The sequence below is a fragment of the Nostoc mirabile CHAB5784 genome (assembly GCF_020829645.1).
Taxonomy (GTDB): domain Bacteria; phylum Cyanobacteriota; class Cyanobacteriia; order Cyanobacteriales; family Nostocaceae; genus Nostoc; species Nostoc mirabile.
In genome coordinates this window covers 99,213-122,048 of sequence record NZ_JAIVFS010000009.1, presented here as the reverse complement: position 1 = coordinate 122,048, position 22,836 = coordinate 99,213, and the positions used below count along the sequence as shown (strand labels likewise).

Annotated in this window: 23 protein-coding genes; 13 read left to right on the top strand and 10 right to left on the bottom strand. The window is 41.7% G+C overall.

What is annotated here, in order from left to right; all coding sequences use genetic code 11:
• Positions 1-223: 223 nt before the first annotated feature.
• Positions 224-2,359: a tetratricopeptide repeat protein gene (locus tag LC653_RS09155; protein WP_229494190.1), complete on the bottom strand. Its 2,136-nt coding sequence runs from the start codon at positions 2,357-2,359 to the stop codon at positions 224-226.
• A gap of 173 nt (positions 2,360-2,532) precedes the next feature.
• Here LC653_RS09155 and LC653_RS09150 point away from each other — a divergent pair, with 173 nt between their 5' ends.
• The 7 genes from LC653_RS09150 to LC653_RS09120 all read left to right on the top strand — a co-directional run bounded on the left by LC653_RS09150 (position 2,533) and on the right by LC653_RS09120 (position 11,522).
• Positions 2,533-3,231: a rhomboid family intramembrane serine protease gene (locus LC653_RS09150; RefSeq protein ID WP_229494189.1), complete on the top strand. Its 699-nt coding sequence runs from the start codon at positions 2,533-2,535 to the stop codon at positions 3,229-3,231.
• A 183-nt stretch (positions 3,232-3,414) separates the two neighbouring features.
• Entirely contained in the window at positions 3,415-6,063 is a 2,649-nt protein-coding gene (locus tag LC653_RS09145; protein ID WP_229494188.1) for a PAS domain-containing hybrid sensor histidine kinase/response regulator, read from the top strand.
• A 339-nt stretch (positions 6,064-6,402) separates the two neighbouring features.
• Positions 6,403-6,642, top strand: coding sequence for a hypothetical protein (locus LC653_RS47270; RefSeq protein WP_372478140.1), 240 nt, complete (start codon positions 6,403-6,405; stop codon positions 6,640-6,642).
• A gap of 397 nt (positions 6,643-7,039) precedes the next feature.
• Positions 7,040-8,407: a polysaccharide lyase family 7 protein gene (locus LC653_RS09135; RefSeq protein ID WP_229494186.1), complete on the top strand. Its 1,368-nt coding sequence runs from the start codon at positions 7,040-7,042 to the stop codon at positions 8,405-8,407.
• 709 nt (positions 8,408-9,116) lie between these two features.
• Positions 9,117-9,338 carry a hypothetical protein gene (locus tag LC653_RS09130; RefSeq protein ID WP_229494185.1) on the top strand — a complete coding sequence of 74 codons (222 nt, stop codon included), beginning with the start codon at positions 9,117-9,119 and terminating at the stop codon, positions 9,336-9,338.
• Between the two features lie 76 nt (positions 9,339-9,414).
• On the top strand, positions 9,415-10,728 hold the full coding sequence (locus LC653_RS09125; protein ID WP_229494184.1) for a GTPase family protein: 1,314 nt from the start codon (positions 9,415-9,417) through the stop codon (positions 10,726-10,728).
• A 146-nt stretch (positions 10,729-10,874) separates the two neighbouring features.
• The gene (locus LC653_RS09120) at positions 10,875-11,522 is read left to right on the top strand and encodes a GNAT family N-acetyltransferase (protein ID WP_229494183.1); all 648 of its coding nucleotides are present in this window, start codon (positions 10,875-10,877) and stop codon (positions 11,520-11,522) included.
• A gap of 309 nt (positions 11,523-11,831) precedes the next feature.
• On the opposite strand, the gene LC653_RS09115 is transcribed toward LC653_RS09120, so the two are convergent.
• The 3 genes from LC653_RS09115 to LC653_RS09110 all read right to left on the bottom strand — a co-directional run bounded on the left by LC653_RS09115 (position 11,832) and on the right by LC653_RS09110 (position 13,617).
• Positions 11,832-12,044, bottom strand: coding sequence for a DUF6887 family protein (locus LC653_RS09115; protein ID WP_229494182.1), 213 nt, complete (start codon positions 12,042-12,044; stop codon positions 11,832-11,834).
• Positions 12,041-12,214 (bottom strand): DUF6888 family protein, encoded by a 174-nt coding sequence (locus LC653_RS47265; RefSeq protein WP_372478138.1) that lies wholly within the window; start codon positions 12,212-12,214, stop codon positions 12,041-12,043. Before LC653_RS47265 ends, LC653_RS09115 begins: the two co-directional genes overlap by 4 nt.
• A gap of 170 nt (positions 12,215-12,384) precedes the next feature.
• Entirely contained in the window at positions 12,385-13,617 is a 1,233-nt protein-coding gene (locus LC653_RS09110; protein ID WP_229494181.1) for a DUF4336 domain-containing protein, read from the bottom strand.
• Between the two features lie 158 nt (positions 13,618-13,775).
• Between LC653_RS09110 and LC653_RS09105 the strand changes: the two genes are divergently transcribed.
• Together LC653_RS09105 and LC653_RS09100 are read left to right on the top strand one after the other, a co-directional pair.
• Positions 13,776-14,396: a hypothetical protein gene (locus tag LC653_RS09105; protein WP_229494180.1), complete on the top strand. Its 621-nt coding sequence runs from the start codon at positions 13,776-13,778 to the stop codon at positions 14,394-14,396.
• A gap of 97 nt (positions 14,397-14,493) precedes the next feature.
• Complete coding sequence (locus LC653_RS09100; protein ID WP_229494179.1) at positions 14,494-15,459, top strand: acetamidase/formamidase family protein; 966 nt, start codon at positions 14,494-14,496, stop codon at positions 15,457-15,459.
• Between the two features lie 60 nt (positions 15,460-15,519).
• Here the strand turns inward: LC653_RS09100 and LC653_RS09095 are convergent, their stop codons facing one another.
• From LC653_RS09095 to LC653_RS09085, 3 genes are all read right to left on the bottom strand, one after another.
• Positions 15,520-15,819: a HigA family addiction module antitoxin gene (locus tag LC653_RS09095; protein WP_229494178.1), complete on the bottom strand. Its 300-nt coding sequence runs from the start codon at positions 15,817-15,819 to the stop codon at positions 15,520-15,522.
• A 9-nt stretch (positions 15,820-15,828) separates the two neighbouring features.
• Positions 15,829-16,107: a type II toxin-antitoxin system RelE/ParE family toxin gene (locus LC653_RS09090; protein WP_229494177.1), complete on the bottom strand. Its 279-nt coding sequence runs from the start codon at positions 16,105-16,107 to the stop codon at positions 15,829-15,831.
• A gap of 214 nt (positions 16,108-16,321) precedes the next feature.
• A complete protein-coding gene (locus tag LC653_RS09085) occupies positions 16,322-16,930 on the bottom strand; it encodes an NADPH-dependent FMN reductase (RefSeq protein WP_229494176.1) in 609 nt (202 codons plus the stop codon).
• A gap of 232 nt (positions 16,931-17,162) precedes the next feature.
• Here LC653_RS09085 and LC653_RS09080 point away from each other — a divergent pair, with 232 nt between their 5' ends.
• The 3 genes from LC653_RS09080 to LC653_RS09070 all read left to right on the top strand — a co-directional run bounded on the left by LC653_RS09080 (position 17,163) and on the right by LC653_RS09070 (position 18,859).
• Entirely contained in the window at positions 17,163-17,405 is a 243-nt protein-coding gene (locus tag LC653_RS09080; RefSeq protein WP_229494175.1) for an AbrB/MazE/SpoVT family DNA-binding domain-containing protein, read from the top strand.
• Positions 17,399-17,842: a type II toxin-antitoxin system PemK/MazF family toxin gene (locus LC653_RS09075; RefSeq protein ID WP_229494174.1), complete on the top strand. Its 444-nt coding sequence runs from the start codon at positions 17,399-17,401 to the stop codon at positions 17,840-17,842. The genes LC653_RS09080 and LC653_RS09075 overlap by 7 nt, the downstream gene beginning before the upstream one ends.
• A gap of 528 nt (positions 17,843-18,370) precedes the next feature.
• Complete coding sequence (locus LC653_RS09070; RefSeq protein WP_229494173.1) at positions 18,371-18,859, top strand: NUDIX hydrolase; 489 nt, start codon at positions 18,371-18,373, stop codon at positions 18,857-18,859.
• Here the strand turns inward: LC653_RS09070 and LC653_RS09065 are convergent.
• Both LC653_RS09065 and LC653_RS09060 read right to left on the bottom strand, forming a co-directional pair.
• Positions 18,856-19,590 carry an amino acid ABC transporter ATP-binding protein gene (locus LC653_RS09065; protein ID WP_229494172.1) on the bottom strand — a complete coding sequence of 245 codons (735 nt, stop codon included), beginning with the start codon at positions 19,588-19,590 and terminating at the stop codon, positions 18,856-18,858. The genes LC653_RS09070 and LC653_RS09065 overlap by 4 nt on opposite strands.
• Positions 19,583-21,064 (bottom strand): ABC transporter permease subunit, encoded by a 1,482-nt coding sequence (locus LC653_RS09060; protein ID WP_229494171.1) that lies wholly within the window; start codon positions 21,062-21,064, stop codon positions 19,583-19,585. The genes LC653_RS09065 and LC653_RS09060 overlap by 8 nt, the downstream gene beginning before the upstream one ends.
• A gap of 173 nt (positions 21,065-21,237) precedes the next feature.
• Here LC653_RS09060 and LC653_RS09055 point away from each other — a divergent pair, with 173 nt between their 5' ends.
• Positions 21,238-21,537, top strand: a complete 300-nt coding sequence (locus LC653_RS09055; RefSeq protein WP_229494170.1) for a hypothetical protein — start codon at positions 21,238-21,240, stop codon at positions 21,535-21,537.
• Positions 21,538-21,747: 210 nt separating this feature from the next.
• Here LC653_RS09055 and LC653_RS09050 read toward each other — a convergent pair whose 3' ends face one another.
• Positions 21,748-22,827, bottom strand: coding sequence for a hybrid sensor histidine kinase/response regulator (locus LC653_RS09050; RefSeq protein WP_229494169.1), 1,080 nt, complete (start codon positions 22,825-22,827; stop codon positions 21,748-21,750).
• Positions 22,828-22,836: the final 9 nt, after the last annotated feature.

Sequence of the window (22,836 nt, the reverse complement as noted above, 5' to 3'; positions counted from 1 at the left end):
TGGCTATAAGGAGTGTTGTTAACAATTCGGAATTCCGAATTGTTAATGTACTAGTACTGTGTCAAGCTAACAATGCTTGGATTAAATAAGGAACCGCAGAGGCACAGAGAAGCCAGTGCGCCCTTGCGGTTAAGAGACTTGTAGCAACTGGCGCAACACAGAGAGAAAGAGAGAAAGATTACTAAAACTTGGTTTACTTAAGCATTGTTGACTTGATAGACCACTAGGGTGTGGTTTGCGGTGAATTAGTAGCATTAGGAAATGGGAGAACTGGCACAATTACAGGTTTAGGCTTTGATATTTCGCCTTGTAGTTGAATTTGGGCTTGATTGCGTCCGTCTATTGCTTGTTGGTAATTAGGCTTGTATTTTATTGCTTGATCGTAAGACGCGATCGCATCTTTAAACTGTTTCAAATTTAATAGCGCATTGCCTCTGCTATACCAGCTTTCGGAATGGTCTGGTTTATAACGAACTGCCTTATTATAAGACGCGATCGCATCTTCGTATTTTTGCAAAATGTATTGCGAATTCCCTAAATTATACCAGAGTTTATAGTCTTTTTGCTTAAGTGTTGCTGCTTTTTTATAAGCTTTTATTGCTTCTTCATAGCGTTGGGTTTGATGCAGCGACCAACCCAAATTATACCATGCTTGATAATTACTGGGATTATATTTGATTACTTGATTAAAAGATTCAATCGCTTCTGGATAACGTTGTAAATTGAGCAGTACATTACCTCTCGAAAACCAAGCTTGATAATAATTTGGCTTATATTGCACAGCTTTATCATAAGCTGTAAATGCGTCTCGGTAGCGTCGCAAATTGACTAAGGAATTTCCCCAATTATACCAGGCTGGCTCGTAGTCTGGTTTTAAACCCACGACTTTTTCATAAGCTGCGATCGCTTCTTCGTATCGCTGAGAAGTTTGTAAGGCTAATCCTTTTTTATACCAAGCTTCGTAATTATCTGGTTTCAACTCAATCGCTTTTTCATAAGATTTAATTGCTTGGTCATATTGATTTAAGTTACTGAAAGCTTCACCCTTAGCATTCCAGACTTCCGAGCTTTCATTATTTAATTGTAAGGCTTTGTCAAAAGAGGCGATCGCTTCTTGATATCGCTGTAAATTTCCCAATACAAAGCCTCGCCCACTCCAAGCTTCAAAATAATCTGGCTGAATTTGAATTGCTCTATCATACGCCGCTAGCGCATCTTTGTATTTTTTTAGTTTAGACAGCGTTTTACCTTGACCATTCCAGCCTTGAGCATAATCTGGTCTAATATTAACGGCTTTTTGATATACTTCTAATGCGTCTTGATAGCGTTGCAAATCAAAAAGGGTATTTCCTTGCTTGGATAATTCTATGGCGTTATTTGAATTAATGTTATTTAAAATAAATATTGATGCTACTCCGCTAACCCCAATTAAAAATATTGCTAGTAAAATTTTACCCAATATACCTTTTTTCGGTTGAGGTTTGTTTATATTTTTTGGTGGATAAATAGGAGTTAATGCAATTGTCTGGGCGGGTGGTTGTGTTAACTCTTTCAGCGCTTGTAATGCTACCGTTGCCGAAGCATAGCGTTGCCGAAAGTCGTAGCACACCATCTTATCTAAGAATTGAGCGAATTCTGGCGTTACTGTGGCTTTATTATGCCAGATAATTTCATTAGTATCGGCATCTTTTACTATTTCCTCTGGTGATAATCCAGTCAGAGCTTGAATAGCAATTATTCCTGTAGCATAGATATCACTGCTTAATTTTGGTGTACCATGAGCTTGTTCTCCAGGAATATATCCAGGCGTACCTATAGCAACAGTACCTTTAATTGAGCCTTCGGGAAGAATCACCTGGGTAGTAATTTGTTTAACTGCACCAAAATCAATTAAGATTAATTTGCCATCTGGGTGGCGTCTGAGGATATTTCGCGGATTAACATCACGGTGAATTACATTCTGTTGATGGACAAATTCTAAGATTGTCAAAAGTTCTTGTAAAAGTGAAATTACTTGCTCTTGACTCCAGGTTTTACCTGGGATTAATTCTAGACTCAAGTCATGTCCTTCGATCAACTCTTGTACGAGATAAAATTCGGCGTTCTCCTCAAAGTAAGCTAAAAGTTGGGGAATGCGATCGTGAGTTCCTAATTTATACAGAACTTGTGCTTCTGTATCAAATAAACGCCTAGCTGTTTCCAAAGTGACGGGATCACTTGCCTGGGGTTTAAGTTTCTTAACGACACATGCAGGTGAACCGGGTAATTGGGTATCACTTGCCACAAAAGTTTCACCAAAACCCCCACCTCCCAAGTTACTAATAATCTGGTATCTTCCTACAAGTGTGTTTCCTAGCATCTCGTTTGCCTAGTTAAGTGCGATGCGATCTGATTTCAATCTTGCCACACGTTAAGGGGGATAGGGGGAGGCAGGGGGCAGGGGGCAGGGGGCAGGGGGCAGGGGGCAGGGAGCAGATAGGAATATTTGGTGTTTCTTAATTATGAATTACGAATTACGAATTACGAATTAGTATGATTCCTATTAGTGATAATATTCGTTGTCGGACTAAGCCAATTATTAATTACTGGTTGATTGGTATTAATGTTGCCGTATTTTTATGGGAGCTTCAACTAGAATTTAGTGGTGGATTAGGTGATTTTGTTAATAGTTGGGGTGTGATTCCAGCCCAAATTAGTGGGGCAATTACAAATGCATTATTTTACAACAATGCTGCTTGGATAATTGTAATTTGGCGGACATTTTCACTACTTGTTGCAATATTCTTACATGGCAGTTTTAGTCAAATATTGGGAAATCTGTTATTTTTATGGGTTTTTGGTAAGACTGTCGAAAATATTCTGGGACATAGACGCTATCTAGGATTGTATCTGGCTGCTGGCGCGATCGCTTCTTGTGTGCAAATTGTCGCGGAACCGAGTTTGACAGTACCATTGATTGGGGGCAATGGCGCGATCGCAGCTGTTTTAGGAGCATATATTATAAAGTTTCCTAAAGCTAAAATTGACACAATTCTACCGCTAATAATCTTGTATATTCCCATCGAACTTCCAGCTTTTTTCTATCTATTTTGGTGGTTTGTGCAACAATTATTTTATGGCATCGGCAGTTTAAATATTCCTCCTGTTGGCGTAAACCAATCGGGTGTTGTCTTCTGGGGACAGGTTGTGGCATTATTTATTGGTGCAGGTTTTATGCGTTTGAAGAGATAATTTATTATTGGATGCAAAGTGTCTTTTAGTCAGACATAGCTCTTAATCTCAAAGGATGTCTTTTGGCTAAAACTTATGCGCCTTTTGACGGATTACATTTTTTAGCTTAAAAATCCATGCTGTTAAAGCTAGGGGATGCCTACTCTTCAAATCGGTATTGTTTAGTAATAAGCGGTGTGCAAGATGCCAAATGTTGATAAAACTAACTTTCAAGTCACTGATGAATTAGCAACTCTGCAGCAGCGTGTAGCTGAGTTAGAGCAATCAGAAATATTTTATCAGCAAAGGCAAGCAGCGCTTGAGGGGCAAGTAATAGAGCTAGAAAAAAAATTGGCACTTGCACTAGAATATCCCCATATTCAAGCTGTTGAATATGATATCAAGCGGCATTTTGAACAGGGGACATCTACAGCCTTGAATGTGCCAACAGATGTAGCAGTAACTTTAGAGCAACTCCAACAAGAAATTGCAGAACGACAGCAGGTAGAAGCCTCCCTAAGAGAGAGTGAAGAACGGCTTAGATTAGCGCTAGAGGTTTCCCAGATGGGCTTGTGGGATTGGAATATTGTTACTAATCAAGTCATCTGGTCTGAAAACTATGAATTGCTTTTTGGTGTGCTTCCAGGTAGTTTTGACGGCCCTTACGAAACGTTTCAGAAGTGCGTTTATCCTGAAGACAGGCAATCTGTAATGCAAGGGATCGCCCACGCTTTAAAACAAAAAACTGACTACAACGATGAATTTCGTATAGTTCGCTCAGATAAAAGTGTACATTGGATTTCTGCCAAGGGAAAATTTATCTATGACGATCATGGACAAGCGGTGCGAATGATCGGCGTTTGTATGGAAACTACTGTCTGCAAGCAAGCAGAAGAAAATACTCGTGAACTCACAACCCAAGTGCAAGAACAGGCAAATATTTTAAATGCCATCCTCACTGCCTCAGTCGATCACATTTACATCTTTAATCGCAGAGGTTGCTATCAGTATGTCAGTCATGATGCAGCTACTATACTAGGCTTAAAGCCCCAGGATATTGTCGGAAAAACTTTGCAAGACCTGGATTTACCCGCAGACCTTGTAGAACAGGTAGATAATCAACGAAAAGCTGTGATCAAAACTGGGCAGCCAATTAAGGATGAGTGTAAATATGTTACTGCTGATGGGGTGCATTATTATGAATACATCCTCACAGCATTACGGAATTCTAACCAAAAGATTGAAGGCGTAATTACAGTTTTTCGTGACATTACCGAACACAAACGGGCAGAAAAAACACTACGCGAAAGTGAAGCCAGATTTCGGCGTTTGTTTGAATCCAACCTGATCGGGGTCGCTTTTTGGAATGTGGATGGCTTTATTCTTGATGCCAATGATGCCTTTCTCCAGCTAGCTGGCTACACCCGTGATGAGTTTGCCACTTTGGGTAGAATTAATTGGAGAGAACTTACTCCTATTGAATATAAAGATTTAGACGATCGCGCCCTTTTGGAAGTGCAAACCACTGGAGTTTCCAGAATTTATGAGAAAGAGTATCTCCAACGCAACGGGAAACGAGTACCAATTGTATTGGGGATAGCCTTGCTGAATGACTCCAAAAATAATGGTGTTGCTTTTGTACTGGATATTACCCATCGCAAATCAGTTGAGAAAGAACGCGATCGCCTCCTCGAACGAGAAATGAAAGCACGCAAAGAAGCAGAAATCGCCAACAAAATCAAAGATGAATTTCTGGCGGTTCTCTCCCATGAACTGCGAACCCCACTTAACTCCGTTCTGGGGTGGTCGAAATTGCTGCGGACTCGTAATTTTGATGAAAAAACTACCAACCACGCCTTAGAAACCATTGAACGCAACGTCAAGTTACAAACCCAGCTAATTGAAGATTTGTTGGATGTGTCTCGCATCCTCCGAGGAAAATTAAACTTAAATATCTGTCCAGTAAACTTGGTAATGGTAATTGAAGCAGCACTAGAGACAGTACAACTCGCAGCCCAAGCTAAGTCAATTCAAATTCAAACGATATTTGATCCCACTTTGGGACAAGTGATGGGCGACGCAAATCGGCTTCAACAAGTTGTATGGAATCTACTTTCCAATGCGGTAAAATTTACACCAGCAGGCGGACGGGTAGAAATTCGACTCATGGAAGTTGGTAACCAAGCTCAAATTCAGGTCAGCGATACAGGTAAGGGAATTAGCCCAGAGTTTTTGCCTTATGTGTTCGATTACTTTCGCCAAGCTGATAGCACAATTACGCGGGCATTTGGTGGATTAGGTTTAGGATTAGCGATCGTGCGTAAGGTTGTAGAGATGCATGGGGGAAATGTTCAAGCCGAAAGTCCTGGAGAAGGATTGGGTAGCACTTTCACTGTTGAGCTACCGCTTTTAGTCAGAAGTGAACAGGTGACGCGTGAAGAGAATGAGTCTTTAGATTGTGAGCCTGAATCCTCGCTCCTTTGGGATACTCACATTTTGGTCGTGGACGATGAACCAGATATCCGCGACTTAGTTAGCTTTATTTTGCAAGACTACGGTGTAGAAGTAACTGCCGTATCTTCAGCACAGGAAGCATTAGAAGCGCTGTCTGAGTCGGTACCAGATGTTTTAATTAGCGATATTGGAATGCCAAAGACAGACGGTTATATGCTGATGCGTGAAGTAAGAAAGCGATCGCCTCAACAAGGAGGATTAGTACCAGCGATCGCTCTGACAGCTTATGCAGGCGAAATGAATCAGCAGCAAGCACTAGCAGCAGGATTTCAAATGCATATTTCTAAACCAGTAGATCCAGATGCATTGGTGAAAGCGATCATTGATTTGATTAAGTAGTCATTGGTCATTGGTCATTGTTCATTGTTCGTTGGTCATTATACCAATTCACGAAAATCCTGATACATATAGATTTCTCGTAGGGGCATGACATTGCCCATTGGTGTCAACTTAAGCTCAAACCTATGTCCCACAACCGTTCTACCCCACCCCTCAATCCCCTCCCCAAAGCATCGGGGAGGGGAGGTTTTGCGTCAGCAAAGCCGGGGTGGGGTAATGCGGATCGTGATGGTAAGTGAATGAACTCAATATCACGTTATGACTTGGGTTTCACGTTAAGTTGACACCTATGGACATTGCCATGCCCTACTGGCGTATTTGTATCATTATTAAAGTGAAATAGTATTAGTCATTAACAATCGCATTGTCAGTCAAAACAATCGCATTGTCAGCCGTAACAATCGCATTGTCAGTCGATACAATCGCATTGTCAGCCGTAACAATCGCATTGTCAGTCGATACAATCGCATTGTCAGTCGATACAATCGCATTGTCAGCCGTAACAATCGCATTGTCAGTCGATACAATAGACCTCTTGCAAAAGCCGAACATCCGCCCGAAAATAAATTTTCGGGCTAATAGCTCAAGTCGGTTTAAACCGACTAATAACAATAATTTTAGTCCGTTTAAACGGACTTTTGCTATAAGAGAGGACTTGAGTCCCTGGCGGATCAAGGATTTTCGCAAGAGGTTTAATAATTTCCTTTGCTACGTTTTTCTACGGCGACGGTTCGTTTAGGAATGTGAGACACCGCTACCTCCAGAACGCGATCGCTCAAGTTGATAACACTACTAACGGTACTGGTTAACCCAAGCGTATTTTTTTATAGGCGACGATCGCAACCTGACGCGCAATCCTCTTAGCGTGTTCGGTACGTTACTTATTTATATACAATATGACTTACGCATTCACAAAAAATATCATCCATCCCTCTGAGTAACAACTCATTGTTCAATATTCAACAGAGGTTAAAGAATGAATACAAAATTTTCAAACCTGTCTTTTACAATAGCTGTCTCGGCTGCAATGATAGCTAGTGCTTCTGTAGCGTCGCCTACCGTTGTCTCGTTCAGCGATGCTACTGCCACATCTGTCAGGGGTGTGTTTGTTGCTGCCAACGCTATTGACAAAAATAAGAATACCCACTGGGAGGCTGACGCCCATGGTACTTCCATAACTGCGAGATTCAGTAGCTGCCAGCGCGTAGATGATCTGGTGCTTAATTGGTACGGCACGAACAAGTATACCTACAGCGTACAGCTTTCCAAGGACAATGGTGCAACCTGGACTACTGTGGTCAGTAACACCTCTGGCAAGGGGAATGAAGACGCGCAAAACGTCAGCGACCAAGCCGCCAACACGATCAAGATCGTGGGTGATATCGATTCTAGATTGCGTATCGATGAATTGAAGATTAATTCGCTGGGTTCGACCAATGGCTGTACAAGCAGTGGTATTTCAAATCCCTCAAATAATGAAAGCAGTGATACTTCAAATCCCTCAAATGGTGAGAGCAGTGGTACTTCAAATCCCTCAAATGGTCAGGTCTCAGGTGGTAACGCTCAGTACCCGGCCGATGTGCTTGACCTAAGCAAGTGGAAGATCACCCTGCCAATCAGCTTGAATTCCAACTCAAACAAGGCAACGGAAATTAAGCAGCCGCAACTCAAGACCTACACTAATTCAGAATATTTTCGTCTGAATGCTGCCAAGAATGGTGTGCTTTTGAAAGCGATCGCTGGTGGCGCACGTACCAGCAAAAATACTGCTTACGCCCGTTCTGAACTGCGTGAAATGCAGGGTGATGGAACGGAGTCTGCTGCCTGGAACTGTAAGAATACCGATCATGCCATGTACCTGGAACAGACCCTGTTGCACACCACCACGAATAAGCCGGAAGCCACCATCGGGCAGATCCATGACTCAGAAAACGACCTCGTGATGGTGAAGTACTTCGGCCCGTCCTCTGCCAACGGCTCGACGGACATCGGCAAGCTTGAAGCCCGCTTCAACAACGACACTACTACCAAGCTTCTCGACAGCGCTTACAAGATCGGCGATCCGATGACTATCGACATTGCTGTTACATCCAGTGGCAATGTTACTATCACCTACAAAAATCTGCGTTCAGGTGTAACGAGTAGTACTGGTACAGTGAGGATGACGGGTATCATCGGTTCCTGTTACTTCAAGGCTGGCATATATATTCAAGCTTGCTCAAAGACTGATATTTACGGCAACACCAACACTGTGTGTGCGAACAAAAACTTGTCTGCTAATAAATACGAGACTGACCCTTACGCTTACGCTGAAATAGAACTACGCAACATTACCCTACGCTAATCCGCAGAAGTTTTCAGCTTTTTTACCAGCATGTAAACTTCCCAAAAAAGAGGCAAAGGGCAGAAGGCTTGAAAATACAATTTTTCCCTCTGCTTTCACTACCAGTAAAGGAGGCTTTGCCGAAGACTGGCTGCATTCCCTAGCTCCAGCCAGGAAACGAGTCGTTGAGGTATATAACCCAATACGCTTGGGTTAAGGATAATCGTAGGTTGGTTTGAACTTTAGTGTTACCCAACAAAACACCGAAAATGTTGGGTTTCGTTCCTCAAACGCCACTTGCTTCAAGTCGGGAAACCGCAAGGGCGCAGTGGCTCCCCAACCTACGCAGTTTAAGGTTTTTGGCGCTAACCCAAGCGTATTGGTATATAACCCGTCGATCAATTAGCCAACAAGATCATTTAATTTATCGTAAGTTCAAGGGTTTAAGACCCCTACATCTATATGTAGCACCAGTTTCAGTCGGGGTTTAAATCGAACGTAGTTGCCACAACGCTCTTAACCCGCGCATCGCCCTTGGCGTCTCCCCTTGGGAGAAGGCACTTCTCAACTCTTAGAGACGCACTCGCGTTCGTCTGAAATGTCTAAAATGTTTGAATACTTCGACAAGCTCAGTACAAGTTTTGAATGCGTGAATTTTGAATTGTTAACGGGTTGAGAGGCTGTCCATAACTTTAGTTTTGTATTAACATTGTAAGCCGAAACAATTGCATTGTTAGTCAAAACAATGGGATTGTTAGTCGATACAATGGGATTGTTAGTCGATACAATGCTATTGTCAGCCGTAACAATGGGATTGTTAGTCGATACAATGCTATTGTCTGCCGTAACAATGGGATTGTTAGTCGATACAATAATTTCCCTTGCTATGTTTTTGTACGGCGACGGTTCCTTTAGGATTATGAGACACGAACGCGATCGCCCAAGTTTATAACACCACTAACGGTACTGGTTATCCCTTTGAGAATCGCTATAAGATTAGTAAAAGGGTCTTCTACGTTTGGATGAAAATGACTGAGCAAGATGATTCTCAGCAATTGAGTGAACCGACCGATGGAGCAACTACCAAGTCGGTCGATAATTCCTGGACAAACCGCATTGCTGGTGTCTGGAACAACGCAACAATACGTCTAACGCAACTCTTACCCGTAGAACAACTGGCACAGACGGTTGTTGAATGGTTTAGTGTGAGCGAAACTCAGGTTGCAGAGATTTTAGAGAAAGTTCGAGCTGAACTGCCAACCACAGAAGCCCTCCTGATTGGTAAACCCCAAGCCGGAAAAAGTTCAATTGTCCGGGGATTGACGGGAGTTTCTGCCGAAATTGTCGGTCAGGGATTTCGTCCTCACACGCAACATACAGAGCGCTATGCCTATCCTTCCAATGACCTGCCGTTACTGATTTTTACTGATACGGTGGGACTGGGTGATGTTAAACAAGATACTGAAAAAATTATTCAGGAGTTAGTTGGCGATTTAAAAAAAGAGACTCGTTCTGCTAGAATCCTCCTTCTGTCCGTCAAAATTAATGATTTTGCAACTGACACGCTACGACAAATTGCTCAACAGTTGCGCCAGAAGTATCCAAATATTCCCTGTTTGCTGGTAGTTACTTGCTTGCATGAGGTTTATCCTGCCGATACCGTCGATCATCCTGCCTATCCACCAGATTATCAAGAAGTCAACCGCGCATTTGTCGCAATGCAGCAAGCCTTTGCAGAAATAAGCGATCGCTCTGTACTCATTGACTTTACCTTAGAAGAAGATGGCTATAATCCGGTATTTTATGGCTTAGAAGCACTGCGAGATTCCTTAGCAGAAGTACTCCCAGAAGCAGAAGCCCAGGCGATTTATCAACTATTAGATCAAGAAGAAGCTGGGAAGCAACTTGGTAATCTTTACCGAGATGCTGCACGCCGTTATATTTTGCCATTTTCGATTATGTCTGCAACTCTTGCGGCTGTACCTCTGCCATTTGCGACAATGCCCGTACTAACTGCTTTGCAAGTATCAATGGTGGGACTGTTGGGTAAATTATATGGGCAAACAGTTACTCCATCTCAGGCGGGAGGCGTTGTGAGTGCGATCGCAGGTGGTTTTTTAGCACAGGCAATAGCACGGGAATTAATTAAATTTATACCAGGTTTTGGTAGTGCGATCGCAGCCTCTTGGGCAGCTGCCTACACCTGGGCATTAGGAGAAGCCGCCTGTGTTTACTTTGGTGATTTAATGGGAGGTAAGAAACCCGATTCCCAAAAAATTCAGTTGGTAATGCAAGAAGCGTTTCAGGCGGCGCAAGAACGGTTTAAGGGAATCAAACGGTGAAACTCAAGAATCCGTTTCAGCAAACACTCACTGGATTTCCCACATAACGCCCATAGGCTGCTATGGGTTGATACTCGCAGATTCATATAATCGAATCGTTGGTGGTTTGGATATGAGATTATCGGTGTGTGGAAAACAATAAAATCATGCAAAACCGAACTTGGCAACCACCGGAATTTCTTCAACTTAACGGTGAATTTGTAACACTCAAGCCCTTAATTCCCGAAAGGGATGTGGATACCTTGTATGCAGCTTCACACGGCACTCCTGAAAAAGAAGCCGTCTGGAATTATCTATTTTACGGCCCATTTGATCACCCTTCCACGATGAAAGACTGGATAGAAACAAACCTAGTAAGTAAATCTGACCCTCTTACTTGGACAGTCTTTGAAAACTCAACAAATATTCAAGTAGGAATTGTAGCATTACTTGCGATCGCACCAAATAATGGTCGTGCTGAAATTGGTCATGTATGGTTTACTCCCGCAGTCCACAAAACTAAAGTCAATACAGAATCACAGTTTTTGCTACTTCAGCATCTTTTTGATCATCATTCTTATCGTCGAGTAGAGTGGAAATGTGATTCCCTCAACCATGCGAGTCGAACTACCGCTACAAGGATGGGATTCATTTATGAAGGACGTTTTCGACAACACATGTTTGTTCGTGGAAGAAACAGAGATACTGATTGGTTCGCAATGACAGATAAAGAATGGTTGCGCTGTAAAAGCAATTTTGAAAAATGGCTTTATTCCTCCGAAAAAGTTTCATTAATGGAACTAAATAACAGTTAGTTTGGCACTTGTAATTCCCTATAATAAGCGGGCATAGAGGGCAGTGAGGATTGGGTAAAAGGCAATACGCTTGGGTTAAGGCTAAAACTCTTTATCAAGGTCAAATTTTTTAACGTAGACGCAAAGCGGTGAAGCAGCGCGGTCTTCTCCCAAGGGGAGACGCCAAGGGCGATGGGGGTTTCCCCCATGAGCGACTGCACCAAGCCGGAGGGCTTGCCGCAGGCTACCGCAGAGGCGCAGAGGGAACAGAGAGAAGAAAAAAATGCTTAACCCAAGCGTATTGGGGTAAAAGGTGCTGATTAGAGAAGTTTAGGCTTCATTGCGTCGCTTTTCTAGATGCTGTTTATGCAACTCGGAAAAGTTTTCTAAGTCCTCTATCGTTTGAGGTGCTGGAAATACTTTGTTATTGGCAGATTGAAACCTATCAATGTAAATCTGTAGTGCCTCTTCATCTTCTCTGTGTTCAAGGATATATTGACGCAATTCGACACGGGTCAATGACATCAAGTCAGGTTTACTCATAAATATCTCCATTTGCCGTTTGGGTAAATTACAATTTCTGTTTCTTCACCTACCAAAATCACAACATTTTTTGTACGTTTGTCTACAGTTACCAAATATATGGGTAGATACATTTTAGTATTTCTATAACAGAGAATAAAACAGGTTCTTATTTGTTCTTGCGTAGGCATATTTTAATTATTTTGAGGATGTTTATAGTAATCAAGGTAAGGAATCATGTCAGTAATTTGAAACTAGAATGCTGAAAAACGTGATAAAAATCTTGACTTACCTTAATCTACGGCAATGGCCATGCCTACGCACTTTTTACCTTTCCAAACTTTGATATTTGACGTTTTTCCTACACCTTATCTTTAGCTGGCGGCACAATCCCAAACTTATTTAAACCTGTATCGATTTCCTTAAGTAGTTTAAAATCCGCCTCTGGCAAGGGATAGCTGCTACTGCTGAACAAACCCGCACTGACAGCAGGCTGCTTTTCCAAAAAAGAGAAAGCTTGGCGAAACTGATGCGGCTCGGCTTTAATCGGTGAATCAAAGTGGCAAGGAATAATCCACTGGAAATCCCAACTTGCAACTTTATCAGCCCAGTCGATGGTTTCTTTTGGTGCGCGGTTGAGAATCAGCGTCTGTAAAATTGGTGCGACAAACAAACGTCCATCACCTCGCAGAGCATTAAACGATCGCTGCCAATCTGGATGCCATTTAAAGGGATACAATCCAAAATAAGCTTTCTTTGAGCGTTCTGGTGCTTTCAAGGCATCTTGCAAAACCTGACTCCATTGGCGGATATTTAGTGCGTTGGGTTGAAAGTACAAAGCAAACAAGGAGATACGCTGCCAACCCTTACGGCGATTTACTTGAATATCTGCAACAATATCAGTAGCATGATCCTTGGCATGGAATAGCAAAGGATATGGATCTAAAAGTGCGATCACAGGTGGATCTTCTGGGATAGAAAGCACAGAATCTGTTACTAAAAGAGTATGCGATCGCTTGTGGAAAAAAGCAACTTCTGCAAACCGACCAGGGCCAAGCTCAATGGGGCCCAGCATTGCATAATCAAACTCGTCAGCAAAGGGTGTTTTGCTACTATCTTCTGGAAGTACTTGAGTTCGTTTCGGTGGTAAACCAAGCCAGCTAAGGGGGAGATTTAGTGGGAAACTCCACTGATGGGGAGCCACAAACACCTGTGCAGTCGGAAAGTATCTGGCGAAGGGGCCAACGAATACCTTATGTTCTATGCCGGAAATAGTTGGCAGGATAATGTACTTAACGTTACCGTGTTCCACCACCAACTCATTCACAAGGCGGATACACTCTGGGGTTGGTGCAACAGGCGCGTAGACGAGAAGACCCCCAGTTTCGAGCTTAACCACAGTCATGCGAATCGGTACAACAACGTAGAAAATGCCCTGAATCTGGTCAAAATTCCAGATTGTGTCCTTTACCACTTCTTTGCGGATTGTCTGCCGCCTGCCATAAGGGTAGAGTGGCACAACAGGCCATAATCTCCATGAAAAGTCTTTTGGATCTATCTGTTGTGCATTGACTATGCGTTCATCATCAGCCACTCTGCAACCCCTCCAAATTCCCTGCTCAAATTGTTCTTATTTGCTATCCCTAAAGTTGGAGTTTAGCAAATTATTGAGATAATAATACCAATTTTTAATTCGTAATTCGTAATTCGTAATTCGTAATATATTTCATTTAGGTTATTCCCGATAAAATCATGAGCAAATATAGAATTTTAAAACCTGAACAAAGTTACACTTTTAGTGAATATTTTTTGTTACCTAACCCAACAATAGATGTAGTAGCTGAGTTTGAGTACAGCTACGATCGCACAGAGCTACAATTACCAAGATACTTTGCTGATATTAGCTATTTAGAATTTTTACAAAATTATTTACAGCGCAATATAAAGCTTTTTAACCCAACGGCTGAGATATCAATCAGAGAATTTATGATTGCTCCTATTCTTGCTGAAATCTGCGATCAGACAAAAGCTCAGTTATATAGCGAGTATCCACTTAATGTAGATGAAAAGCTCAAAGGTACTTTGGATTATTATTTATATAAATCTAACTCTCTATTAGTGATTGAGGCAAAACAATCAGATATCAGAAGAGGGTTTACACAGCTAGCAGTAGAATTAATAGCTCTGGATCAGACTCTAGACGATCAATCATCAATTTTATTTGGCGCAGTTACTAATGGAGATGACTGGAAATTTGGTACACTCAATAGACAACAGAAGCTAATTACAGAAGATATTAAGCTTTATCGTGTTCCTGAAGGTTTAGAAGATTTGCTACGAGTATTAGTAGGCATCCTTTCATCTGATGCTTGACAGAAGTTGGAAAAGAGGCAAGGGAGTTCTTAGCTGGGAGCAAGGGGGACGCTCTAACGCGGAAACTTTTTTTGATAAGTGATTAGGCAGATATGATATGACTCATTACATTTTAAAAGCTACCAAGGAAACGGTGCATTTGGGTGGTTTCTCCCATCTGCTAGAACCAGCGCTCATTATTGACTCTGGCGATACGGTTGATGTGGAAACTTATACTGGTTACTACGTTTACGACAAAGCACCACCTGAATTTGTCACACCAGAATTTCTCGACATCTGCCAAAATCTTCTACCAGAACGCAAAATTGCTGGGGGGCCGCATTTACTCACAGGGCCGATTTATATGCACAATGCCGAACCAGGGGATGTTTTAGAAGTACAATTAGATGCGATCGCACCTCGTTTACCCATCGGTTTCAATGCCATTCGTACAGGTTGGGGAGCTTTACCACATCAGTTTCCTCAACCTGCTTTGAGATTCATTCCTCTAGATTTAGCAAACAATATCGCGGAATTTCCGGCGGGTACTGGCATAAAAATTCCTCTCAAACCGTTTTTTGGAATTCTTGGTGTCGCTACCCCAGAAACCTCTCGAACTTCTGTCCCACCAGGTTCTTACGGCGGTAATATCGACAACCGGGAACTACAAGCTGGTTCTCGTTTATTTTTGCCGATTTTCGTACCAGGTGCATTATTTTCTATTGGTGATGGGCATTCTGCACAGGGAGATGGTGAGGTAAATGTCACCGCCATTGAAACTTCCATGAACGGTAGAATTACCCTCAAACTTCGCAAGGATTTACAACTAACAACACCAATTGCCGAAACTCCAACTCATATCATCACAATGGGCTTTGCCCAAACTTTAGATGAAGCCTTAGAACTGGCTTTAAAAAACATGATTGATTTTCTGGAACGTTTCATAAATTTGTCGCCAGAGGATGCTTATGTATTGTGTAGTTTAGCTGTGAATTTTCATATCACTCAAGTTGTCAACAGTCCCCAAAAAGGTGTGCATGGAATGCTACCAAAATCAATTTTGTCCAAGAATATTAATTTATAATTTGTGAGAATTGAAATGCTCAGATTCCCGATTGATTTAAGAAGTCGGGAATCTTGTCGATCAGCACGCTTGTAAATTTATGGGTGCTATATCTTTCCAAGACTCTGATTCATTAGCAGCGCACCAAAGATCATATTTTTGTTGGAGATTTAACCAAAGTTCAGGAGTAGTTTGCAAAGCGGTAGCCAAACGAAGCGCCATATTCGGCGTAACACTTGCTTGCTCGTTAACTATCTCAGATACAGTTTTACGAGACACATTAAGAATATCAGCAAAGTCAGTAATTGTGATATTTAGCGGTTCCAGGTACTGACGCTTGATTAATCCGCCAGGATGTCTAGGTTTTCTTTTTGCGATCATCCTTAACTCCTAATGATAGTCTTGGTAATTTACGTCGTAAGCATCTCCGTCTTGAAAAGTAAAAGTTATCCGCCAATTTTTTGTAATAGTAACAGACCACTCCCCTTTTCTGTCTCCTTGTAATTGGTGCAGTCCAGATCCAGGGTATTGCATATCTTTGATTTCGGCGGCGGCATCAAGCCTGTCAAGTATATCTAAAAGCTTGTCTGCTTGCGCTGGCTGAACTCCACTCCTATCATCGTCTTCAAAAAGTTTTTTAATTCCCTTGTGTTTAAACGTCCTAATCACACTAAAATAGTAACCCTTGGGGTTACACGCGTCAACTGTAAATATTATGTTAAAGCGAATACTGTTTACAGCAACAGACGTAAGATACTGACACAGAAACTGCTACTATCACCAGGTCGAGGTTGAAGGTAACAGGAGGTAGTAGCCACGCTTTCATACCCCAAAATCTGTATTTAATGATAAATGTTCGCTATTTACTGAACACCTGAAGAGTTTAATTGAGCTTCAGCAATATTTTTGTTAAGCCAGCGCCTAACTGCTCAACAGATTCTTGCTGTTTAGCATCTTTTAATATGCCATCGACATTAAAGGCTTCATAAGCTTTAGATACTGCTATTTGATCGGGAAGTACTAAAACTTTGATGTTTCCCAAAATAGAGCGCAGGTGAACCAACCCCCGCAAACCACCAAGGCCGCCTGGGGAAGCGCTCATAATGCTAGCAACCTTACCTGCAAAAGCAGCCAACGGTGCTTCATTTGGGGCTGGACGGGATGCCCAATCAATGGCGTTCTTCAAAACTGCTGTGAGTGAACTGTTATATTCCGGCGAAGCAATCAGCAATCCTTGATGAGAAATCAGCAAATCCTTGAAAGTGTGGGCGTTGGCTGGTAGTCCTTCTTGAGCTTCTAAATCTTCATCAAAAAGAGGTAAAGGCAAATCGCGAAGGTCTATATAAGTCACTTCTGCGCCTGCTGCCTTAGCGCCAGCCGCCGCGATTTTTACCAATTTTTTGTTGTAAGAATCTATACGAGTGCTGCCTGCAAAGGCGAGGATTTTAGGTGTAGATGCCATAATTCTAGGTTGAATGGGAATCAGCTGCATTATCCTGTTTTCAGGCGATCGCTATTTGCTACCTTTAGATTTTCTTTATAAACTTTCTCTAAAATCATGCTGCAACCAGGCGTCAACGATTGGCTTACAAGGGGGTGTTGACACCCGCTAATAAAACCTGTATCTTCAAAGTATATACGTCAGACAAAGTTTTTAAAAGTTTTGACTCCGAAAATGTAAAGTTTGGGCGTGTAGATAACTAACAAAATATTTGGAAATAGCTATGACCGCAGTTGTTGCTAAATGGGGAAATAGTTTAGCTATTCGGATTCCAAGAGCGGTAGCTGAACAAGCACATGTAACTGAAGGAACAAGTATGGATATTACTGTCGAAGGTAACAGTATTATAGTTACACCACGAAAAAGAAAAAAGTATACGCTTGATGAATTGCTTGAAGGTATGACTCCTGATAAATTTCATCCAGAATTTGAAACCGGAAATGCTGTGGGGAATGAGCATTGGTAGTTAATCAATACTTTCCCAAAAGAGGAGATATTATCAAATTAGAATTTGGATCAGAACAGCAGTTTACGGTTGATTCAATTCAGCGTGCATTTGCCCTTTACAACTCAGGGATGTCATTTGATGACATTGCTATGACATTGAACAATGAACTACAACAGCAAGGGCGGGAGCAAAGGGGCTACCGCCCTGTTCTTGTTATATCTCCAATTCAATACAATCGATTAGCCTCCTTAGTTTTAACATGTCCTATAACCAGCAACGCAAAAGGGCTTAAGTTTGAAGTTCCACTTGTTGAGGGAATGCAAACAAAAGGAGTTGTGTTAGCTGACCAAATTAAATCATTCGATTGGAAAAGCAGAAAGGCAAAATTTGTTGAAAGTGTTTCACAGGATTTAATAGAAGAAGTACAGGCAAAACTCGAAACATTAATTTTATAAAACTAATTTTATTTAAATTTAGAAGCGCGATCGCAACTTTAATTGCAACGTGAGTTGATGGATTAGGGACTTCCAAATAAAAAAATACTCAAAAATTAACGAAAAAGCTCTCTCCTCCTCATTCCTCTGTGTCGCGCCAGTTGCTTCAAGTCTCTTAACCGCAAGGGCGCACTGGCTTCTCTGTGTCTCTGTGGTTCGTTTATTTGGGTAATTTATTTCTTGGAAGTCCCTTACTCAACGCAGCATTTCTCGCTCGACTTCCAACTTCTGACTTCCGACTTCCACCACTAGTTAATAAGTTGTAAGTTGAAGTCGCAAGCATTATTGCTTATTCTGGATCTTTAGGTAGACGGTACTTTTTCAAAATTTTCGCTTATTCTGAATCTATAGCTTTGAACAAAGTTTGAGCTTCTTTAAGAAGTTTTGCAATTTTTCCTAGCAGATACTTACTAATAGACTTCTTTGTTTAGTCGCCTCCAGCTACCTTTAGATTTTCTTTACAAACTTTCTCTAAGATTATGGAAGATTATGGCGAATTGGTCAGATTCTTATCTCGGTAAGTTACGACAAGTTGTAGGCGATCGCCTACTTCTGATGTTTGGCGCACGCGTGATTATCGAGGATAATTTAGGGCGCGTTTTATTGCAAAAGCGAAGTGATTTTAAACTTTGGGGGCTACCTGGTGGCTGTCCAGAAGTAGGTGAATCTGCCGAACAATGTTCAGCACGAGAGGTTTTTGAAGAAACTGGTTTAACGGTTAAGCGTTTTGCAGCTGTGGGGTTTTCTTCTAACCCAGCCTTTGAAGCTGTAACTTATCCTAACGGCGATCGCGTCCAAAACTTCATTTTAATTTTGCGAGCCGTTGAATGGGAAGGCAGCCTCGCTTGCCTAGATGGAGAATCGCTGGCGCTAGAATTTTTTGATTTGGCAGACTTACCTACGTTAATGCCAAACGATCGTCCTGTTTTGGAAAAGTTTCAAGAATACAAAAAAAGCGGCAAATTCCTGATGTTCTAAAGCATTTTTTCCAAGAACTGTTTAGCGCGATCGCACTGAGGATTTTGGAAAAACTCGCCAGGAGTAGCATCTTCTGCTAAACTTCCCTGGTCGAGGAACATAATCCGATTGGCAACTTCTCTTGCAAAGCCCATTTCATGGGTAACGATCGCCATTGTCATTCCAGATAATGCTAAAGCTTTCATCACTTCCAGCACATCCTTAACCATTTCTGGATCTAGCGCAGAGGTGGGTTCATCAAATAAAATCATCTCTGGTTCCATTGCTAATGCACGAGCGATCGCTACTCGCTGTTTCTGTCCCCCAGATAGTTTGGATGGATAGACATTGGCTTTTGGCTCTAAACCTACCTTAGCAAGCAATTCTAAGCCATGTGCTTGTGCTTTTTGCTTGTTTATTCCTTTCACCTTTATAGGCGCGTAGGTGACATTTTCCAGCACACTCATGTGGGGAAACAAATTAAAATGTTGAAATACCATCACCAAATGCTGGCGCACCTTAGCAATGTTTGCCTTGGGCTTGGTAATTTCTTGCTCGTGAAAGTAGATTCTTCCTCTGGTGGGTTGTTCTAGTAAGTTTATGCATCGCAGAAAGGTAGACTTACCTGAACCAGAAGGGCCTAGTATGGCAACCACTTCTCCCTGGTAAAACTCAGTGGAAATGTCTTTGAGTACGTCGAGTTTGCCAAAGGATTTACATAAGAATTCTGTGCGAATTACTACATTATTCACTTTCCCGTAACCTCCTTTCTAAAGCAGATGCACCCAAGGTCATACCCATTACTAAAACATAGTAGATTAACCCTGCAAATAGCAGTGGTTCAAAATAAATATACTTGTTTGCACCAACGATTTGGGCGCTGCGTAATATTTCCACCACCCCAATGGTTGATACCAGCGCGGAATCTTTGAGCAATCCGATAGTTTCATTCACCAATGCTGGGAGAATGTTCTTCAATGCTTGGGGCAAAATCACATCCCACATCATCAACCAATAGGGAACACCCATAGACATCGCCGCTTCACTTTGCCCTTTATCCACCGCTTGAATCCCACCTCTGATGGTTTCCGACATATAAGCGCCAGAATTTAGGGTAAAAGTTAGCACCCCAGCCTGCAATGCTGAAATGTCATAGCCTGTAAGCTGGGGTGTTGCGTAGTAAACCAACGCCAACTGTAATAGCAAAGGTGTGCCTCGGAAAACAGAGGTGTAGGCGTTAGCAACCCAGGTAAGCGGTTTGATGCCGAGAATTTTTAATAGAGACAGTATTGTTCCCCAGATTAACCCCAAGGATACAGATAATAGCGTAAACAACAAAGTTAAAGGGATTCCCCGAAGAATAAAGGGAATATCTGGAAGAATTCTGGTGAAATCGAGATTTAATCCGCCTTTGGCAGGAGTTGAAGATGCAGGATTGGCGGTGGTATTCTCTGAAAACCACTTGGTTACTAGTTTAGCCAATGTGCCATTGTCCTTCATTTGTTGAAGGACTTTGTTAAACGGTTCTACTAAGGAAGAACCTTTAGAAAAAGCGATCGCTGATCCACTTGCTTCCTCTGAGGGAATAATATTAAATTCTAAATCTGGGTTAGCTTGGGCGAATCCTTTAGCGACGGTATCCTCAACAATTGCTGCATCAATTCGCCCAGATTTGATTTCCTGAACTACTTCCGGCACTCTGTTGAGTTGCTTTAACTGAATACCTGCAACTTTTTGAGCAATTTTCTCAGCATTTTGTTCTTGTATCGTTCCTAGTTGTACACCAACTTTTTTCCCTGATAAGTCTTGGGGCTGCTTCAGGTTGCTACCTTTAGGAGCGACAATCGTATCTTTGGCTTCGTAATAAATAATTGAAAAGTCAATATTTTTCTGCCTTTCTGGAGTCGGAGTCATCCCAGCCATTACAAAGTCAGCGCGATTTGCTTGGAGTGCAGGAATTAATCCATTAAAATCGGATTCCATTATCTGAAGTTTAAACCCTAGTTTTTGAGCAAGGGTCTTGGCAATATCTATATCAAAGCCAATGATTTGGCGATCGCCTCCTTTAGTATCATAAAACTCATAAGGGGGATAATCTGGGGAAGTAATCATCGTCAGCGTGTCTTTATCTAAAGATGAGGTAGCTTTTAGAGAATTACTATGTCCTGTGATGATACTGATTACTGCTACAACCAGTATCGTTAATAGCCATACTTTTTTTTTCATAAACTTGATAATTATAAAATTTGCATTCCGCACCTGAAACTTTCACATCAATCGAGCAGATAATACCTGTGCCATGCAGCAAGGTAAAATTCTAATTTTAAAGGTTTTTTGTAGGCAAAGCGATAGAGAATTTCTTAAAAGAAAGAATACATCCAAAACATTTTAAATAAAAAATGGAAATTTTATTCCAATACGCTTGGGTTAAGGCTAGCACTCTTTGTCAAAGTTGTTTTTTTAACGAACCACAGAGGCGCAGAGAAGCCAGTGCGCCCTTGCGGTTCCCCGACTTGTTCGCGCCAGTTGCTTCTCCCAAGGGGAGACGCAACTGGCGCGACACAGAGAGAGAAGAAAGAGAAGAAAGAGAAGGAAAAAATTGCTTAATTGAACTGTATTGGATTTTATTCAATCATTTTTTGCCACTGTGCAACTATACTGCCAAACCCAAACTACACTCAGAATTACAAGTTATTTAATCTACGTTTTTTAGCATTAAATTTGAGAAGTTTGCAGGTTTTGCTGGCAAATACTTCTACAATTTCGCCGACAACCTACTAGAGTTTAACTCCTGTCCGTGGGTTTAAGTCCCCCGGTTCAATAAAAATTTTGTTTTGTGTTGGGGTTAAATCCCCATTACAAAACAAAATTTACGAATTACGAATTACGAATTACGAATTATTTAAGTATTATTTATTTTTTAGTAATACAGTAAAGATACTACCATGTGGATGATTATCTTCAATGGTAATCGTACCGCAATGTGCCTCGATCGCCATTTTGCAGAAAGCTAATCCTAAACCAATTTGCGAAACATCTGGCATCCGAGTTCCAATTTCATACTTCTCGAAAATCATTTGTCGTAAGTCTTGACGGACTCCGGAACCGAAATCAACGACTTGCACTTTCACACCTCCTCCTGCCAAATATTCTCCCCGTAGAGTTACTTGAGAATTAGACGGTGAGAACTTAATGGCATTGGAGAGCAAATTATCCAGCACTCGACGAAAGATAACTGCATCTACTGCAATAATGCTACCAGGTTCGGGTAATTCACATATCAGGGTCAGGTTTTTTTGGGTAGCGATCGCCTTAATATCTTCTACAGCTGACATACACAGCGCACAAATATCTACTTCTGTGTAGTTGAGAACCATTTTCTCAGATTCCAGCTTTGCCATGATCAGCAAGCTATCAATCAACGATTGTAGTTGTTGTGCAGCCAGGAAAATTTGATCAACTTTTCCTTGCTGCTGTTCAGGTGACAAACCTGGTAACCGAAGAATTTCTGTCCCTAAGACAATACTGGTAAGTGGATTTCGCAGATCATGCACAATCATATTTACCATGTCTTCTCGCAGTTTCATCAATACTTGCATACTGTCATACTGCTGCTTAATCCGTAACATGGAATGAACTCTGGCTCGTAATTCCACACCATTGATGGGTTTACTAATGAAGTCATCTGCACCCATCGCCAGACATCTAGCCAAATCTTCTTTAGCGGTTAATGCAGTCACCATAATAATCGGAACCGCTTGCCATTGTGGATCGGCTTTGATGCGCTGGCAGACTTCCATCCCATCTAGATGAGGCATCATTACATCGAGCAAAATCAGATCGGGTTGAAAACTTTTGAGGCGATTTAGAGCTTGTTGACCACTAAGAGCGTAGTATAGCTGGTAGTTTTCACCATCCAGCAAGGTTTCAACAACATCAAAGTTATCGGGTTCATCATCGATCACTAAAATAGAGGGTTGACTATGCATCGAGAATTT

Bases quoted from the DNA above. Each gene is read 5' to 3' on its own strand.
- LC653_RS09155 (WP_229494190.1), bottom strand. From the start codon at position 2,359: ATGCTAGGAAACACACTTGTAGGAAGATACCAGATTATTAGTAACTTG.
- LC653_RS09150 (WP_229494189.1), top strand. From the start codon at position 2,533: ATGATTCCTATTAGTGATAATATTCGTTGTCGGACTAAGCCAATTATT.
- LC653_RS09145 (WP_229494188.1), top strand. From the start codon at position 3,415: ATGCCAAATGTTGATAAAACTAACTTTCAAGTCACTGATGAATTAGCA.
- LC653_RS09135 (WP_229494186.1), top strand. From the start codon at position 7,040: ATGAATACAAAATTTTCAAACCTGTCTTTTACAATAGCTGTCTCGGCT.
- LC653_RS09125 (WP_229494184.1), top strand. From the start codon at position 9,415: ATGACTGAGCAAGATGATTCTCAGCAATTGAGTGAACCGACCGATGGA.
- LC653_RS09120 (WP_229494183.1), top strand. From the start codon at position 10,875: ATGCAAAACCGAACTTGGCAACCACCGGAATTTCTTCAACTTAACGGT.
- LC653_RS09115 (WP_229494182.1), bottom strand. From the start codon at position 12,044: ATGAGTAAACCTGACTTGATGTCATTGACCCGTGTCGAATTGCGTCAA.
- LC653_RS47265 (WP_372478138.1), bottom strand. From the start codon at position 12,214: ATGCCTACGCAAGAACAAATAAGAACCTGTTTTATTCTCTGTTATAGA.
- LC653_RS09105 (WP_229494180.1), top strand. From the start codon at position 13,776: ATGAGCAAATATAGAATTTTAAAACCTGAACAAAGTTACACTTTTAGT.
- LC653_RS09100 (WP_229494179.1), top strand. From the start codon at position 14,494: ATGACTCATTACATTTTAAAAGCTACCAAGGAAACGGTGCATTTGGGT.
- LC653_RS09095 (WP_229494178.1), bottom strand. From the start codon at position 15,819: ATGATCGCAAAAAGAAAACCTAGACATCCTGGCGGATTAATCAAGCGT.
- LC653_RS09085 (WP_229494176.1), bottom strand. From the start codon at position 16,930: ATGCAGCTGATTCCCATTCAACCTAGAATTATGGCATCTACACCTAAA.
- LC653_RS09080 (WP_229494175.1), top strand. From the start codon at position 17,163: ATGACCGCAGTTGTTGCTAAATGGGGAAATAGTTTAGCTATTCGGATT.
- LC653_RS09070 (WP_229494173.1), top strand. From the start codon at position 18,371: ATGGCGAATTGGTCAGATTCTTATCTCGGTAAGTTACGACAAGTTGTA.
- LC653_RS09060 (WP_229494171.1), bottom strand. From the start codon at position 21,064: ATGAAAAAAAAAGTATGGCTATTAACGATACTGGTTGTAGCAGTAATC.
- LC653_RS09055 (WP_229494170.1), top strand. From the start codon at position 21,238: ATGGAAATTTTATTCCAATACGCTTGGGTTAAGGCTAGCACTCTTTGT.
- LC653_RS09050 (WP_229494169.1), bottom strand. From the start codon at position 22,827: ATGCATAGTCAACCCTCTATTTTAGTGATCGATGATGAACCCGATAAC.